This window comes from Nocardioides szechwanensis (assembly GCF_900103935.1).
Taxonomy (GTDB): Bacteria; Actinomycetota; Actinomycetes; order Propionibacteriales; family Nocardioidaceae; genus Nocardioides; species Nocardioides szechwanensis.
The window spans coordinates 559,276-572,220 of sequence record NZ_FNIC01000002.1; the positions used below are offsets into that span (position 1 = coordinate 559,276).

Annotated in this window: 17 protein-coding genes; 9 read left to right on the forward strand and 8 right to left on the reverse strand. The window is 70.9% G+C overall.

Translation table 11 applies throughout. From position 1 onward, the window contains the following. Positions 1-54 precede the first annotated feature (54 nt). Positions 55-1,089, reverse strand: coding sequence for a glycosyltransferase family 2 protein (locus tag BLR90_RS07900; RefSeq protein WP_091024231.1), 1,035 nt, complete (start codon positions 1,087-1,089; stop codon positions 55-57). A 106-nt stretch (positions 1,090-1,195) separates the two neighbouring features. Between BLR90_RS07900 and BLR90_RS07905 the strand changes: the two genes are divergently transcribed. After that, positions 1,196-1,816, forward strand: coding sequence for an L-threonylcarbamoyladenylate synthase (locus BLR90_RS07905; protein WP_091024232.1), 621 nt, complete (start codon positions 1,196-1,198; stop codon positions 1,814-1,816). On the opposite strand, the gene BLR90_RS07910 is transcribed toward BLR90_RS07905, so the two are convergent. Genes BLR90_RS07910 through BLR90_RS07925 form a run of 4 tightly spaced genes read right to left on the reverse strand, consistent with a single transcriptional unit; the run spans position 1,809 to position 4,788 of the window. Continuing rightward, on the reverse strand, positions 1,809-2,285 hold the full coding sequence (locus tag BLR90_RS07910; RefSeq protein ID WP_174812376.1) for a DUF6542 domain-containing protein: 477 nt from the start codon (positions 2,283-2,285) through the stop codon (positions 1,809-1,811). The two genes, BLR90_RS07905 and BLR90_RS07910, sit on opposite strands and share 8 nt — an antisense overlap. Next, the gene (locus BLR90_RS07915) at positions 2,282-3,367 is read right to left on the reverse strand and encodes a DNA recombination protein RmuC (RefSeq protein ID WP_091024234.1); all 1,086 of its coding nucleotides are present in this window, start codon (positions 3,365-3,367) and stop codon (positions 2,282-2,284) included. Before BLR90_RS07915 ends, BLR90_RS07910 begins: the two co-directional genes overlap by 4 nt. Before the next feature lie 43 nt (positions 3,368-3,410). Beyond that, positions 3,411-4,187 (reverse strand): exodeoxyribonuclease III, encoded by a 777-nt coding sequence (locus tag BLR90_RS07920; RefSeq protein WP_091024236.1) that lies wholly within the window; start codon positions 4,185-4,187, stop codon positions 3,411-3,413. 4 nt (positions 4,188-4,191) lie between these two features. Further along, complete coding sequence (locus BLR90_RS07925; RefSeq protein ID WP_091024238.1) at positions 4,192-4,788, reverse strand: TetR/AcrR family transcriptional regulator; 597 nt, start codon at positions 4,786-4,788, stop codon at positions 4,192-4,194. A 56-nt stretch (positions 4,789-4,844) separates the two neighbouring features. Here BLR90_RS07925 and BLR90_RS07930 point away from each other — a divergent pair, with 56 nt between their 5' ends. The 5 genes from BLR90_RS07930 (at position 4,845) to BLR90_RS07950 (ending at position 8,292) form a co-directional block, all read left to right on the forward strand. Continuing rightward, a complete protein-coding gene (locus tag BLR90_RS07930) occupies positions 4,845-5,684 on the forward strand; it encodes an oxygenase MpaB family protein (RefSeq protein WP_218029425.1) in 840 nt (279 codons plus the stop codon). Between the two features lie 41 nt (positions 5,685-5,725). Beyond that, entirely contained in the window at positions 5,726-6,802 is a 1,077-nt protein-coding gene (ychF, locus tag BLR90_RS07935) for a redox-regulated ATPase YchF (RefSeq protein WP_091024240.1), read from the forward strand. Positions 6,803-6,910: 108 nt separating this feature from the next. Then, complete coding sequence (locus BLR90_RS07940; RefSeq protein ID WP_091024242.1) at positions 6,911-7,132, forward strand: hypothetical protein; 222 nt, start codon at positions 6,911-6,913, stop codon at positions 7,130-7,132. Beyond that, a complete protein-coding gene (locus BLR90_RS07945) occupies positions 7,129-7,560 on the forward strand; it encodes a type II toxin-antitoxin system VapC family toxin (RefSeq protein WP_091024245.1) in 432 nt (143 codons plus the stop codon). Before BLR90_RS07940 ends, BLR90_RS07945 begins: the two co-directional genes overlap by 4 nt. Before the next feature lie 288 nt (positions 7,561-7,848). Next, positions 7,849-8,292, forward strand: coding sequence for a GreA/GreB family elongation factor (locus tag BLR90_RS07950; RefSeq protein WP_091024247.1), 444 nt, complete (start codon positions 7,849-7,851; stop codon positions 8,290-8,292). A gap of 25 nt (positions 8,293-8,317) precedes the next feature. Here the strand turns inward: BLR90_RS07950 and BLR90_RS07955 are convergent, their stop codons facing one another. Together BLR90_RS07955 and BLR90_RS07960 are read right to left on the reverse strand one after the other, a co-directional pair. After that, positions 8,318-9,055: a sulfite exporter TauE/SafE family protein gene (locus BLR90_RS07955; protein ID WP_091024250.1), complete on the reverse strand. Its 738-nt coding sequence runs from the start codon at positions 9,053-9,055 to the stop codon at positions 8,318-8,320. A 74-nt stretch (positions 9,056-9,129) separates the two neighbouring features. Further along, the gene (locus BLR90_RS07960) at positions 9,130-10,164 is read right to left on the reverse strand and encodes a tocopherol cyclase family protein (RefSeq protein WP_218029424.1); all 1,035 of its coding nucleotides are present in this window, start codon (positions 10,162-10,164) and stop codon (positions 9,130-9,132) included. A 144-nt stretch (positions 10,165-10,308) separates the two neighbouring features. On the opposite strand from BLR90_RS07960, the gene BLR90_RS07965 reads away from it, so the two are divergent. Further along, positions 10,309-10,512, forward strand: a complete 204-nt coding sequence (locus BLR90_RS07965) for a hypothetical protein (RefSeq protein ID WP_091024252.1) — start codon at positions 10,309-10,311, stop codon at positions 10,510-10,512. Positions 10,513-10,521: 9 nt separating this feature from the next. Here the strand turns inward: BLR90_RS07965 and BLR90_RS07970 are convergent, their stop codons facing one another. Beyond that, complete coding sequence (locus BLR90_RS07970; RefSeq protein ID WP_091024254.1) at positions 10,522-11,460, reverse strand: sterol desaturase family protein; 939 nt, start codon at positions 11,458-11,460, stop codon at positions 10,522-10,524. A gap of 79 nt (positions 11,461-11,539) precedes the next feature. Here BLR90_RS07970 and BLR90_RS07975 point away from each other — a divergent pair, with 79 nt between their 5' ends. Together BLR90_RS07975 and BLR90_RS07980 are read left to right on the forward strand one after the other, a co-directional pair. Then, on the forward strand, positions 11,540-12,058 hold the full coding sequence (locus tag BLR90_RS07975) for a SigE family RNA polymerase sigma factor (RefSeq protein ID WP_245715207.1): 519 nt from the start codon (positions 11,540-11,542) through the stop codon (positions 12,056-12,058). Next, positions 12,040-12,906: a PASTA domain-containing protein gene (locus tag BLR90_RS07980; protein ID WP_091024258.1), complete on the forward strand. Its 867-nt coding sequence runs from the start codon at positions 12,040-12,042 to the stop codon at positions 12,904-12,906. The genes BLR90_RS07975 and BLR90_RS07980 overlap by 19 nt, the downstream gene beginning before the upstream one ends. The last annotated feature ends 39 nt before the right edge of the window (positions 12,907-12,945 follow it).

Consider the following 12,945-nt stretch of genomic DNA (forward strand, 5'->3'; position numbering starts at 1 on the left):
TGGAACTGTAGGGCCTGCGCTCCCCACCTGTCCCGGCAATGCGGGGACGTGAAGTTAAATCGAGCGGATGCGCGGGTCGCGGCGGGACGCGGTCACACCGACCCGCTCACCGCGCGCGCTGAGCGCCAGCGAGTAGAGCGGCCGGTCCTGCGTCTCGACGTAGACCCGGCCGAGGTAGCTGCCGATAACGCCCATCATGATCAGCTGGAGTCCGCTGAGCAGGAACATGCCGACCCCGAGGAACGCCCACCCGGGCACGGCCTGCTGCGGCATGAACAGCCGCACCCAGAGCACGTAGACGGCGAGCAGGATGCTCACGGCGGAGATGAAGAAGCCGAGCCTCGAGATCCAGCGCAGCGGCGCGGTCGAGAAGCCGAGGATGCCGTTGGCCGCGAACGCGATCATCTTGCGCAACGGGTAGCCGGTCTCACCGGCGTGGCGCGGGTCGCGGTCGAACAGCAGCGCCTCCTGCCGGAAGCCGACGTGGGAGACGATGCCGCGCAGGAACCGGCCGTGCTCGCGGTAGCGCGCCACCTCGAGGGCGACCTTGCGGTCCATGAGGCGGAAGTCGCCGACGTTGCGAGGGATCTCGATGGAGGCGAGCCGGTCGAGGACCCAGTAGAAGAGGTACGCCGTCGCGCGCTTGAACAGCGAGTCCTGGCGGCTGCGCCGTTGGGCGTAGACGACGTCGACGCCGTCCTCCCACATCGAGATCATCTCGATGCTGACGCTCGGCGGGTCCTGGAGATCGGTGTCCATGATGATCACGGCGTCGGCGTCGGTGGCGGCGTCGAGGCCCGCGGTGACCGCGATCTGGTGCCCGTAGTTGCGCGAGAAGCTCAGCACCGTGACCCGGCTGTCGGCCTGCCGCAGCTCGAGGAGCTTCTCCAGCGAGGCGTCCCGGCTGCCGTCGTCGACGTAGACGAACTCGAAGTCGACGTCCGCGCGCGGCAGGGTCGCCGCGATCAGGGCGCCGTGGAAGACCGCGATGTTGTCTCCCTCGTTGTAGACGGGGAGCACGTAGGCGATCTTGGCGCGCGTCACCTCGACAGCCTCGGTCGGGCTCGGGGAGTGCTGCTGGTCAGACATGGCCTTCGCTCTCGTCGTCCTCGGTCAAGTCCGTATCGTGGCACGCCAGGAGTGACCGGACCGGGGCGACCCGCGTCCCCCGGGTGGCGCTCGAGAGGAGCTGGCAGTGGCGAGGTACGTCGACATTCATCCGGTCAACCCCCAGCCGCGGCTGCTGAACATGGTGGCCGACGCGTTGCGGGACGACGCCTTGATCGCCTATCCCACCGACTCCGGCTACGCGCTCGGCTCGCGGGTCGGCAACCGTGACGGCCGCGACCGGATCCTGCGCATCCGCGGCCTCGACGACCGCCACCACTTCACGCTCGTGTGCAAGGACTTCTCGCAGCTCGGGCAGATGGTCCACGTCGACAACTCGGCGTTCCGCGCGATCCGGGCGGCGACCCCGGGGCCCTACACCTTCATCCTGCCGGCGATGCCCGAGGTGCCACGGCGCCTGATGCACCCCAAGAAGCGCACGGTGGGGGTGCGGATCCCCGACCACGTCGTGGTCCAGGCCCTGCTCGAGACCCTCGGCGAGCCGCTGCTCACGAGCACGCTGATCCTCCCCGGCGAGACCGAGCCCCGCACGATGGGCTGGGAGATCAAGGAGGAGCTCGACCACGAGGTGGACCTGGTGATCGAGGCCGGTGACACCCCGGCGGAGCCGACTACGGTCGTCGACTGGTCCTCAGGCGTGCCCGAGGTCGTACGCCGTGGCGCGGGGGACCCCGACCGGTTCAGCTGAGCCTGCGGGACATCTCGTCGGCCTCGGCGAGGTCGGCCTCCGGCAGGACCTGCGTGATGCCGTCGAGGTCGGTGGCGGGCAGCACCCGCTGGCGGACGTAGAGCACCGCCAGGCAGAGCAGGTAGCCGGTGACCAGCGCGATGCTGTGCTCGGACAGACCGGTGATGACGGCCTGGAGGGTGCCGTCGCCGGCGTTGCCGAGGACGGTCGGCCGGCTGATCCCGATCAGCACGAAGACGCCGACCATGAGCAGCGGCGGCAGCACCCCGACGGTGAAGAAGTCGGTCGGCCGGACGGCCAGGGCCAGGCCGACGCAGAGCAGCACGAAGCACAGGTCGAAGAAGAAGGAGACGTGGCCGCCCACGAGGAGGTCGATCACCACGGCGGTCAGGGCGGCGGCGCTGGCGAGCGCCACCAGCTCGCGGCCGGGCTCGCGGCCTTCCTCCCAGATCGTCCGGGCGTGTGTCACAGGGCCACCGTATGGTCCCGCTCCGGTGTCTCCGGGGCGGCGCGCCGCGCGACCGCGTGGAGCTCGACGGCGCGAGGAGTGGGCAGCTCGTCGTCGGTGACCGACAGATCGGTGAACCGCCGGGCCGCGACGAGCACCCGCGACTCGAGGGACCCCACGGCCTGGTTGTAGTGACCGACGGCCGCGTTGAGGGAGCGGCCGAGCTGGTCGACGTGCGTGACGAGCGTGCCGAGGCGGGTGTGGAGGTCGCGCCCGAGCCGGTGGATCTCGCGCGCCTGGTCGGCCAGCGCCTCGTGGCTCCAGCCGTGGGCGACCGTGCGCAGCAGGGCGATCAGCGTGGTGGGCGTGGCCAGGACAACCTGCCGCGAGGCGGCGTAGTCGATCAGCTCGCCGTCGGCCTCGAGGGCGGCCGCGAGGAACGACTCGGCGGGCATGAAAAGCACCACGAACTCCGGGCTCTCCTCGAGCGACCGCCAGTAGGCCTTGCCGGCCAGGCCGTCGACGTGGGTGCGGAGCTGGCGCGCGTGCCGCGCGAGGTGGGCCTCGCGCGCGTCGTCGTCGTCGCAGGAGGTGGCGTCGAGGTAGGCGTCGAGCGGCACCTTGGCGTCGACGACGAGCTGCCGGCCGCCGACCAGGTGGACCACCAGGTCGGGGCGGCGGGCACCGTCGTCGAGCCGCACCTGCTCGGAGAAGTCGCAGCGGTCGACCAGGCCGGCGAGCTCGACCGCGCGCCGCAGGTGGAGCTCGCCCCAACGGCCACGCACCTGGGGCTTGCGCAGCGCGGTCGAGAGCGACTGGGTCTCGCGGCGCAGGGTGTCGGTCGAGTGGCGCATGTCGACCACCTGCTGGTGCAGCTGGCTCTGCCAGGCCACCCGGTTGTGCTCGAGGTCGCGCATCTGGTCCTGGAGCCGCTCGAGCCCCTCGCGGACCACGGCCTGGTCGGCCGCGCGCTGGTCGAGCGCCGCGCCGACCCGCTCGGACTGGGGCGTGGTGTGCCGCCCGCGGACCAGGCCGGCGAGGTAGCCGAGCCCGGCGCCGACGGCCAGGAAGAGCAGCAGCGCAAGCAGCGTGGTGGGTTCCATGTGGCCAGCATGGACGCGACCACCGACAGTCACTCCCCGGCAGTCAGCTGAGGTCGACGACCACCGGCGCGTGGTCGGAGGCGCCCTGGCCGGCGCGCTCCTCGGTGTCGATGAAGGCGCCGGTCACCCGCTCCGCGAACGACGGCGAGCCCAGCACGAAGTCGATGCGCATGCCCCGGTTGCGCTCGAAGCGCTGCCGGTAGTAGTCCCAGTAGGTGTAGACGCCCGGTCCCGGCGCGTGCGGCCGCACGACGTCGGCGTACCCGTCGTCGAGGAAGCCCTGGAACGCCGCCCGCTCCGGAGGGGTCACGTGCGTCGACGTACGGAACTGCGAGATGTCGAAGACGTCGTCGTCCTGGGGGGCGATGTTCCAGTCGCCGACCAGGGCGGTCGGCTGGTCGCGCCAGCCCTGCGCGGCGGCCCGCAGCCGGGTCAGCCAGTCGAGCTTGTAGACGAAGTGAGGGTCGTCGACCTTGCGGCCGTTGGGCACGTAGAGCGACCACACGCGTACGCCGCCGCACGTCGCGCCGATCGCGCGGGCCTCGGCAGCCTGGGGCTCGCCCCACTCGGGCATGCCCTCGAAGCCGACCTCGACGTCCTCGATCCCGACGCGGCTGATGATCGCGACACCGTTCCACTGGCTGAAGCCGGCCGACGCGACCTCGTAGCCCATGGACTCCAGACCCATCAGCGGCAGCTGGTCGACGCGGGCCTTGGTCTCCTGGAGCGCCAGTACGTCGATCTCGTGGCGCTCGAGGAGCTTCTCGACGCGGTCGATGCGGGAGCGGAGGGAGTTGACGTTCCAGGTGGCCAGGCGCACGCGGTCAGGGTAGGCGGCCCAGCACCAGCGGTACGACGACGGCCTCGACGTAGGCGCGACGGCGGGCGCGGGTGTCGAGGCGGGGAGGGGCGTCTGGCGTGAGCAGCAGCGACTGCGTCAGCCGGCCCAGGGTCACCGCGATGGCGTCGACGTCGCCGCTGCGCTCGTTGCCCACGTGGGCGCGCAGCGACCGGATCCGGTCGGCGACCAGGCCGGCGGAGAGTGTGAGTGCGTCGCCGGCGCGCGCGGTCAGCCCGACCAGGGTGTCCTCGCGGTCCTTGAGCATCAGCTGCTGGAGCAGGTCGTTGCCCCGGACCTCGTCGACGGTGACGGAGAAGAAGGTCAGCACGTAGTCGACCGGGTCGAACCCGTCCGTGCCCGGCGGCGGGACCTCGCCGATGGCGGTCTCGATCCGGGTCAGCACCCGGGCGGTCTCCTGGAGGACGGCGCGCGCCACGATCTGGTCCTTGGTGCCCAGGCGTCGGTAGAGCGTGGCTCGGTTGACCCCGGCCCGCCGCGCGATGTCGTCGGCACTGGTGCGACGTACGCCGGTCAGCACGAACTGCTCCACGGCCGCGTCGAGCAGGGCCTCGTCGGACATCGCGCCTCCAGGTCAGCACTTGCATCAGTGCAACATTATCTGCCACATTGTTGCACATGGTAGCTCTTCGTCACGAGAACCCGGTCCCGTCCGACGCGTCGTCCGCGGCGGAGGGCGCCTTCGGTCTCGACGAGTTCGTCGCCGAGCAGATGCTGATGCTGGGCGCCGGCTCCACGGTGATGTACCAGCTCGCCATGAAGGGGGTCGGTCTCGGTGTCGCCGAGCACTCCACCACGCTGCGCCGCCCGATCGACCGGCTGCGCACGACCCTGACGTACGTCTTCGTGATGGTCCTCGGCTCCGAGCAGGAGAAGAAGGACGTCGCCCGCCTGGTCAACCGGATGCACGCCACGGTCCGCTCTCCCGGTCGCTACACGGCCTTCGACCCCGACCTCCAGCTGTGGGTGGCCGCCACCCTGGCCCGCAACGGCGAGACCCTCTACGAGAAGGTCTTCGGGCCGATGGACCCCGCGACGCGTGAGCGCTGCTACCGCGAGGCCTGGATCTTCGGCACCGCGCTCCAGGTGACGCCGGAGATGTGGCCGCAGACGCGCGCCGAGTTCGAGACCTACTGGGAGGAGTCGCTCGGTCGCCTCGAGCCCGACCCCGCGGTCCAGTGCTACGTCAAGCAGCTGCTGTCGACCGACGGGGCTCCGCTGCTGATGCGCGCCGCCGTACCGCTCCAGAGCCTGATGACCCGCGGCAACCTCGACCCCCACACGCGCGAGATCCTGGCGCTGCCGTGGTCGCGACGCGACCAGGTCGTCTACGACCTGTTCTGGAAGGTCTTCCCGCCCGTCTACCGCCTGGTCCCGCGCCGGCTGCGGCAGCTGCACGCCCACCTGATCCTGCGCGACATGCGCCGCCGGATGCGCCGGGGCAAGCGCGTCATCTGAGGATTCGTGGCGGGGTCCCCCCGCCCGTAGACTCGCCCGCCGTGGCACTCACCATCGGCATCGTCGGACTCCCCAACGCGGGCAAGTCGACCCTCTTCAACGCGCTGACCAAGAACGACGTCCTCGCGGCCAACTACCCGTTCGCGACCATCGAGCCCAACGTCGGTGTCGTGGCGGTGCCCGACGACCGGCTGCCGCAGCTCGCGGAGGTGTTCGGGAGCGCCAAGCTCCTGCCCGCGACGGTCGAGTTCGTCGACATCGCCGGCATCGTCAAGGGCGCGTCCGAGGGTGAGGGGCTGGGCAACAAGTTCCTCTCTCACATCCGTGAGGCGGCCGCGATCTGCCAGGTGACCCGCGTCTTCCGCGACGCCGACGTCACCCACGTCGACGGTGAGGTCAACCCGTCGAGCGACATCTCCACGATCCAGACCGAGCTGATCCTGGCGGACCTGCAGACGCTGGAGAAGGCGATCCCGCGGCTGGAGAAGGAGGCCCGCGGCAACAAGGCGGTCGCCGCCAACCTCGACGCCGCCAAGGAGGCGCTCGCGCTTCTCGAGGGCGGTACGCCGATCATCGCCACCTCGATCGACCGCAGCCTGGTGCGGGAGCTGTCGCTGCTCACCGCCAAGCCCTTCATCTACGTCTTCAACTGCGACGCCGACGAGCTCTCCGACGAGACGCTCAAGGACGAGATGCGCGCGCTGATCGCGCCCGCCGAGGCGATCTTCCTCGACGCGAAGTTCGAGTCCGAGCTGGTCGAGCTCGGCGACGACGACGAGGCCCGCGCGATGCTGGCCGAGATGGGCGTCGACGAGCCCGGGCTCGACGTACTCGCCCGCGTCGGCTTCGACACCCTCGGCCTCCAGACCTACCTCACGGCCGGGCCCAAGGAGACGCGCGCCTGGACCATCCCCAAGGGCGCTACGGCGCCCGAGGCCGCCGGCGTCATCCACACCGACTTCCAGCGCGGCTTCATCAAGGCCGAGATCGTGTCCTTCGACGACCTGATGGCCGCCGGCTCCATGCAGAAGGCCAAGGAGGCCGGCAAGGTCCGCATGGAGGGCAAGGACTACGTCATGGCCGACGGCGACGTCGTGGAGTTCCGCTTCAACGTGTAAACGTGCAGGGCAGCGCCTGTTTAGGCACGATCTGCCCTCACAGTGCCCTCACAGTGCCCTCACTTCGGCTCCCGCCGATCGTCGGACGAGTCGCCTAGACTTCTCGGCATGACCGCGAACCGCGACGAGCTGCTCCACCTGATCGAGGGCTTGCCCGACGATCAGGTCGAGGTCGTGCTCGCGGACGTGCGTCGCTTGGCTTCGGAGAGGCCGCGGGGGGACTGGCCACCAACTTTCTTCGGAGCCGGTGTTACGAAGGACGGCCGGACCAACATTGCGCGGAATGTGGATGAGTACCTCGCCGAAGGCTTCGGTCGTCGACGCTCGTGATCCTCTGCGACTCGGGTCCACTGATCGCGGCCGCGGCCAGCAACGACGCTGATCACTACGCCTGCACGGAGTTGTTCAGTGGACTGCGGTTGGCAGGGCGTCGCTTGCTCGTCCCGCAGACCGTCGTCGCGGAGGTCGGCTACATGCTGGCCGAGTGGGTGAGCACCGAGGTCGAGGCGAAGTTCCTCGACGCGCTCGTCGACGGAGACTTCGAGGTCGTCAACCTGACGACTGCGGACTTCGCCCGCATGGCTGAGCTGGTGCGCCGCTACGACGACCTGCCACTGGGCACGACCGACGCCTCGGTGATCGCCCTTGCCGAGAGGCTCGGGATCGACGAGATCGCGACGCTCGACCACCGTCACTTCCGCATCGTGCGCCCGAATCACGTCGAGGCGCTCACCCTGCTCCCGAGCATCGTCGCCTGACGTTGCCCGCCTGCCCTCAATCTGCCCTCACCAGGACGCAAACCGACCTCGCCGCTGATGACCACCGCGAAGCGTTTGCGCAGGTCAGCGCTACATTCGCCGAATGTCGGCCAGCACTGAACATGGCCGGATTCGTTCCGCTTCAACGTCTGAGTCACAGCCACGCGTGAGGGCGCCCCAGGGCGAACTGCCGGTGAACTTCGCCGGAGCGGGCATAGGCCGGGACTCCCGGTGGTTGACGCAGCACCCGAGCGATCCTCGGGACCACCTTCGCCGAAAGAGCCAGCCATGACCGTCACCACCGCCCCTGCCAGCACCGAGATCCTCAACGGCCGCCTCGCCACCCTCCGCGCCGAACGCGACCTGGCCCGCGAGGACAGCCTGATCGTGGCGACCGGTGACGCCGCCGACCGGGCGACCAACGTGGAGGCCACGATCCGCCTCCAGGTCCTCGACGAGCGGATCGCCGCGATCGAGAAGGAGATCGAGGAGAGCGGCCGCCGCCAGCACACCGACGGCGTCCTGTCCGTCGGCGACGTGGTCACCCTGGACCTCGGTGACGGACCGGAGCGCTACCTGATCGGCTCGGTCGAGTCCGCCACCGCCGGCGTCGACGTGGTCACGCCGTCGAGCCCGCTCGGTCGCGCGATCGTGGGTACGTCGGTCGGCGACACCGTCACCTACAAGCCCCGTCGCGGCGTGACGCTCTCGGTGACGGTCCTCTCCGTCTGAGCCTGCTCGTCAGAGGAGACTCCGGTCAGCGCGCGGTCCCCACGAGCGCGCCGATGCCGCTGAGCAGCACCAGGACGATGGTCAGGAGCTCGAAGCGCCGTTCGTCGAGCGAGTGGGCGAGCCGCAGCCCGAACGCGTTGCCGAGCATGCCCGCCAGCAGCCAGGCCGCGAGCACGGACGAGTCCTGCCTGGTCGAGAGCCCGTGGGTGGCTGCGATGGCGAGGAGCGTGAAGCAGTTCCCGACGGCGAAGAAGACGCTGAGGTCGGCCAGCCGCGTCCGCACTGATGCGCCGGACCGGGAGAGCAGCACGGCGGGTGGGACGCCGTTGAGGCTGGTGGTGACGCCGAGCAGTCCGCTGGACGCGCCGGCGAGCAGGGTTGCGGTGGTGCTGACGCCCGGGGTAGCGAGTCCCGATCGGCGGGCCCGCAGCAGGTAGAGGCCGCTCAGCAGGACGAGGGTCCCGGCCGCCACCTCCAGGGCCTTCTCGGGCACCAGGCCACCGACCAGCACGCCCACCCCGATGCCGGGGAGGGAACCGGCCAGGAGGGTCCCCGTCCGCCGGACGTCGACATGCGACCGCAGGACGATCACCGACGGCAGCCGGGTGAGGATCGCCAGCACCAGGTTGAGCGAGACGGCGTCCCACAGCGGCACGTCGAGCAGGAGCAGGACCGGCAGCAACAGCAGCGAGCTGGCGAAGCCGACGAGACCGCCGACGGCGTTGGCGAGGAACGCCCCAAGTGCCCCGATCGCCAGCGTCACATCCGGACCGTAGCCCTGGCGGTCCTCGCACGTGCCTTCTCCCGCTCAGTGGGATGTGAGCTGAACGAGGCCGGTCAGCCGGTGACGTCGTGCGGGCCGCTCGCCTCGTCGTGCGGTACGCCGCGTCGCCGCAGCTCGGCGGCGGCCCGCTCGAGGCCGCCGTGCTCGAGCGCCGCGGAGGTGGAGCTGCCCCGCCACACCACGCGGCTGCCGCGCCGGACGGTGACCGTCATGGTGGCGCCCAGGTGCTCGATCGCGCCCGGGATGTTGCGCCGCTCGCTGGGCAGCGGCACGGGCAGGACATGGGCGTCGGAGAGAGGAGCGTGCCCGTGGACCTCGACCTTCCAGCCCCCGCCGCGGCCGCGCATGACCCAGTCGTGGTCGGTGACCTGGGCCCGCACGGGCGACGTGACCGGGTTGCCGAGCCGCACGAGCTCTCCGTCGGGCAGCCGCACGACGAGAGCGGTCACCTCGGTGCGCAGCGGGCCGGCCGTGACCTCGCCGCCGGCGAACGCGACACAGGCGCCGTCGCCGAAGCCCTGGGCCTGGCCCCACCACCACGAGTCCGGGAAACCCTCACGGCCCCAGTTCTTCTCGCCGTAGACCTCGGCGTCCGCGAAGTCCCACACCTCGTCGCCGAGAGTCGCGCGGCCGGTCGCGCGGCCGCCGAGGAGCCAGGGGTGCCAGTACTGGTTGAGTCCGGGCACGGCCTGGAAGCCACTCGACCCGCCGAGGCGCCGCCGCGGCCACGGCTGCGCGTCCGCGATGGTGAGCTCGAGCTTGGCGCGGGGCCCGAGGTCGACCCGGACGCGTCGCTCGTCGGCGACGAAGGCACCGCCGGCGCTCACCGTCAGCCGGCCCGGGTCCGCGAAGCCCTCGGGGTGGGCGTCGACCGCGAGGAAGCCGCCCGGGTGCCCGGCCAGACCGAGCGTCGACCAGTGGGCGCCCTCGGAGTCTCGGTTGACGCCGATCAGCGCGATCACCACCCGGCCGGTCGCCGGGTCGGTCACCCGCCAGAAGTAGCCCTCCATCGCGACGCCGTGCGCCGCCAGGAGGTCGCCGTACGGAAGGGTGGCGCCGGTCGCCCGGTACGCCGCATGAATGCCCACAGCGCACGATCCCACGCCGCGCGCCGGATCCGAGCGGCCGTCCCGTGCGGACCGGAGTGACGGCCGTCTCCGTTTGTCTTTGATGTTGGTCACATGTGCCCGGTTGATGGAAGGAAACAGGGTCCGCGGGTGGTTAATAGAAGTGTGAACAACACAGCACCCCGACTGATCGACGACCTCAACGCGCTTCACGCGAGGTACGTCGCCGCCATCAACGCCGCCGTGGCCACGGGCGACCAGGACCTGGTCGACGAGCTCGCGTTCGGCTACGACACCGAGGCCACGTGGATGGTCGCCGAGCGCGAGGGCAAGACGCACCTGCTCCCGCTCAAGCGCCGCGCCGCCTGACCACAGCCCCTACAGAGCAGCAACCGTCTCCCGCACCTCCGGGCGCCAGCCCGGAGGGCCGAAGACGTAACCCAGCTTGTCCCGCAGCCGCGGCGTCCGCCGCACGTCGCGCACGATCGCGGCGTACTCATGGGTCTGCAGCCGCACCAGGTGATAGGTGCCCACCGGCGTCGTGAGCCCGTACGTCGGTCGGTGCAGCTCGGGCTGGAACGAACCGAAGATCCGGTCCCAGATGATCAGGATCCCGCCGTAGTTGCGGTCGAGGTACTCCGGGTCGGTGCCGTGGTGCACGCGGTGGTGTGACGGGGTGTTGAGCACGAGCTCCACCGGCCGCCACAGCCGGTCGACGCGCTCGGTGTGCACGAAGAACTGGTAGACCAGGCTGACCGAGAACCCGAAGAACACCAGGGCCGGCGGCACCCCGAGCAGGGGCAGCGGCAGCCACGCGACGATCTCGGCGGAGTTGTTCCACTTCTGCCGCAGCGCGGTCGCGAAGTTGAAGTACTCGCTCGAGTGGTGCGCCTGGTGGGTCGCCCAGACGAGGCGCACCCGGTGGGCCACGCGGTGCGCCCAGTAGAAGAAGAAGTCCACGCCGACGATCGCGATCGCCCAGGTCCACCACGCGTCGACCGGCAGCTGCCAGGGCGCGACGTAGGCGAACAGGACGGCGTAGAGCACGAGCGCCGCCGACTTCCACAGCGTCATGGTCACCACCGACACCACGCCCATGGACATGCTGGTGACGGCGTCTCGTCGCTCGTAGCCTCCGGGCACCGGCAGCGCCCGGCCATCGCTCGACCGCCGCCGCTCCGGGGGCCGCTCGTCCTCCAGGAGGTAGGCCGCCAGGCCCTCGAGCCCGACGAACAGCAGGAAGAACGGGACCGCCAGGGCCACCGGGTCGTGCAGGGCCTCGGGCATCGCCTGCCAGAGGTCGCTGAGGGACTGCATGGACGCAGACCATAGTGGCGGGAACCCCACCCCGCACCCGACCCGTCGCAGGAGTAGGGGACAAGGACGAGGAGACCAGGTGAGCCGAGCGGACCCGGAGTTCGACGAGTTCGTGGCCGCACGCTGGCCGCGGCTGGTGCGCGCCGCCGTACTCCTCGGCTGCGGCAGCCACGAGGCCGAGGACGTCACCCAGACGGCCCTGACCCGCTGCCTGGTCAGCTGGTCGCGCGTCCAGCGCGCCGACGACCGCGACGCCTACGTCTACCGCGTCCTCGTCAACACCTTCACCGACACCCGCCGCCGCCGGTGGCGCGGAGAGCAGCCCACCGAGCACCTGCCCGAGGTCGTCACCCCCGACGGCACTCGCGACGTCATCGCCCGCGACGCTGTCGACCGGGCGCTCGCCAAGCTGTCCGCCGACCAGCGGACCGCCGTGGTGCTGCGCTACTACGCCAACCTCACCGAGGTCCAGATGGCTGTCGCCCTCGACGTCGCGCCCGGGACGGTCAAGAGCCGTCTCTCGCGCGCCTTGTCGACGCTGGCCGCCGATCCGGACCTCGCCGACCACGAGGGACACGCATGTTCGACGACAACCTGACCGACCTCCTCGAGGCCCGCGCCGCCGACGTGCTCGTCGGACCGCCGCCTCTCGCCGAGATGCACCGCGTCGCCGCCCGGCGCCGTCGTTCGTACGGCGTCGCGCTGGCCGCGGCCGCCGCGGTCGTCGTCACCGTCGGCGCGGTCGCCGTCTGGCCGGACGGCTCCGGCTCCGGTCGGGACGACGCGCCGATCGCCTCCGACTCGCCGACGGACCCGGCGGCCGGCGACGTGCCGCCCCCCGGCTTCCGGTGGGTCGGCATGGGCCAGGCCGTCGTCGCGGTCCCGAAGTCGTGGCCGCTGAACGCCACCAACTGTGGGACGCCGGCGACCGACACGGTGGTCGTCGACCAGGGCGTCGTTCCGCTGTGCATGGCGCTCTACCCCGCAGGCGTCACCAGCGTCGAGATCCGAGCGAAGAACAACATGGAGGAGGTCTCTAGCTGGACCCCGATCGAGGTCGACGGCGAGGCGGCGCTCCGGTCAACGGACCAGGCGCCCGTCGACGCCGAGCCGAAGGTCTACCGCGCCAGCATCTACCTACCGGAGCGCGACGTGATGTTCGCGGCCTCGTCCTCGGTGTCCCAGGAGGCCGCCGACGAGGTGCTGACCCGGGTAGCGATCCTCGACGCCCTGGTGGCCGTCCCGGGCATCTCGGAGGCCAACTACGGGGGTGAGCAGCGCAAGGCCGGGGAGAACTACGTCCGGACGCTCGAGGAGGCCGGCCTGACCGCTGAGGTCGTCACCGAGCGCCACCGCGGTGGCGCGGGCTTCGTGCTCGGTGTGTCACCCACCCCGGGCACCGTCGTCGAGCCCGGCACAGTCGTGACCGTCACCGTCGCCCGCTGACCCTGCCCCCTTCCGCGAGTCGGCGCTTGTACACGGCTG

Coding starts and splice junctions, on each gene's coding strand:
- BLR90_RS07900 (WP_091024231.1), bottom strand. CDS start 1,089: ATGTCTGACCAGCAGCACTCCCCGAGCCCGACCGAGGCTGTCGAGGTG.
- BLR90_RS07915 (WP_091024234.1), bottom strand. CDS start 3,367: ATGGAACCCACCACGCTGCTTGCGCTGCTGCTCTTCCTGGCCGTCGGC.
- BLR90_RS07925 (WP_091024238.1), bottom strand. CDS start 4,788: ATGTCCGACGAGGCCCTGCTCGACGCGGCCGTGGAGCAGTTCGTGCTG.
- BLR90_RS07930 (WP_218029425.1), top strand. CDS start 4,845: ATGGTAGCTCTTCGTCACGAGAACCCGGTCCCGTCCGACGCGTCGTCC.
- BLR90_RS07940 (WP_091024242.1), top strand. CDS start 6,911: ATGACCGCGAACCGCGACGAGCTGCTCCACCTGATCGAGGGCTTGCCC.
- BLR90_RS07950 (WP_091024247.1), top strand. CDS start 7,849: ATGACCGTCACCACCGCCCCTGCCAGCACCGAGATCCTCAACGGCCGC.
- BLR90_RS07970 (WP_091024254.1), bottom strand. CDS start 11,460: ATGCAGTCCCTCAGCGACCTCTGGCAGGCGATGCCCGAGGCCCTGCAC.
- BLR90_RS07980 (WP_091024258.1), top strand. CDS start 12,040: ATGTTCGACGACAACCTGACCGACCTCCTCGAGGCCCGCGCCGCCGAC.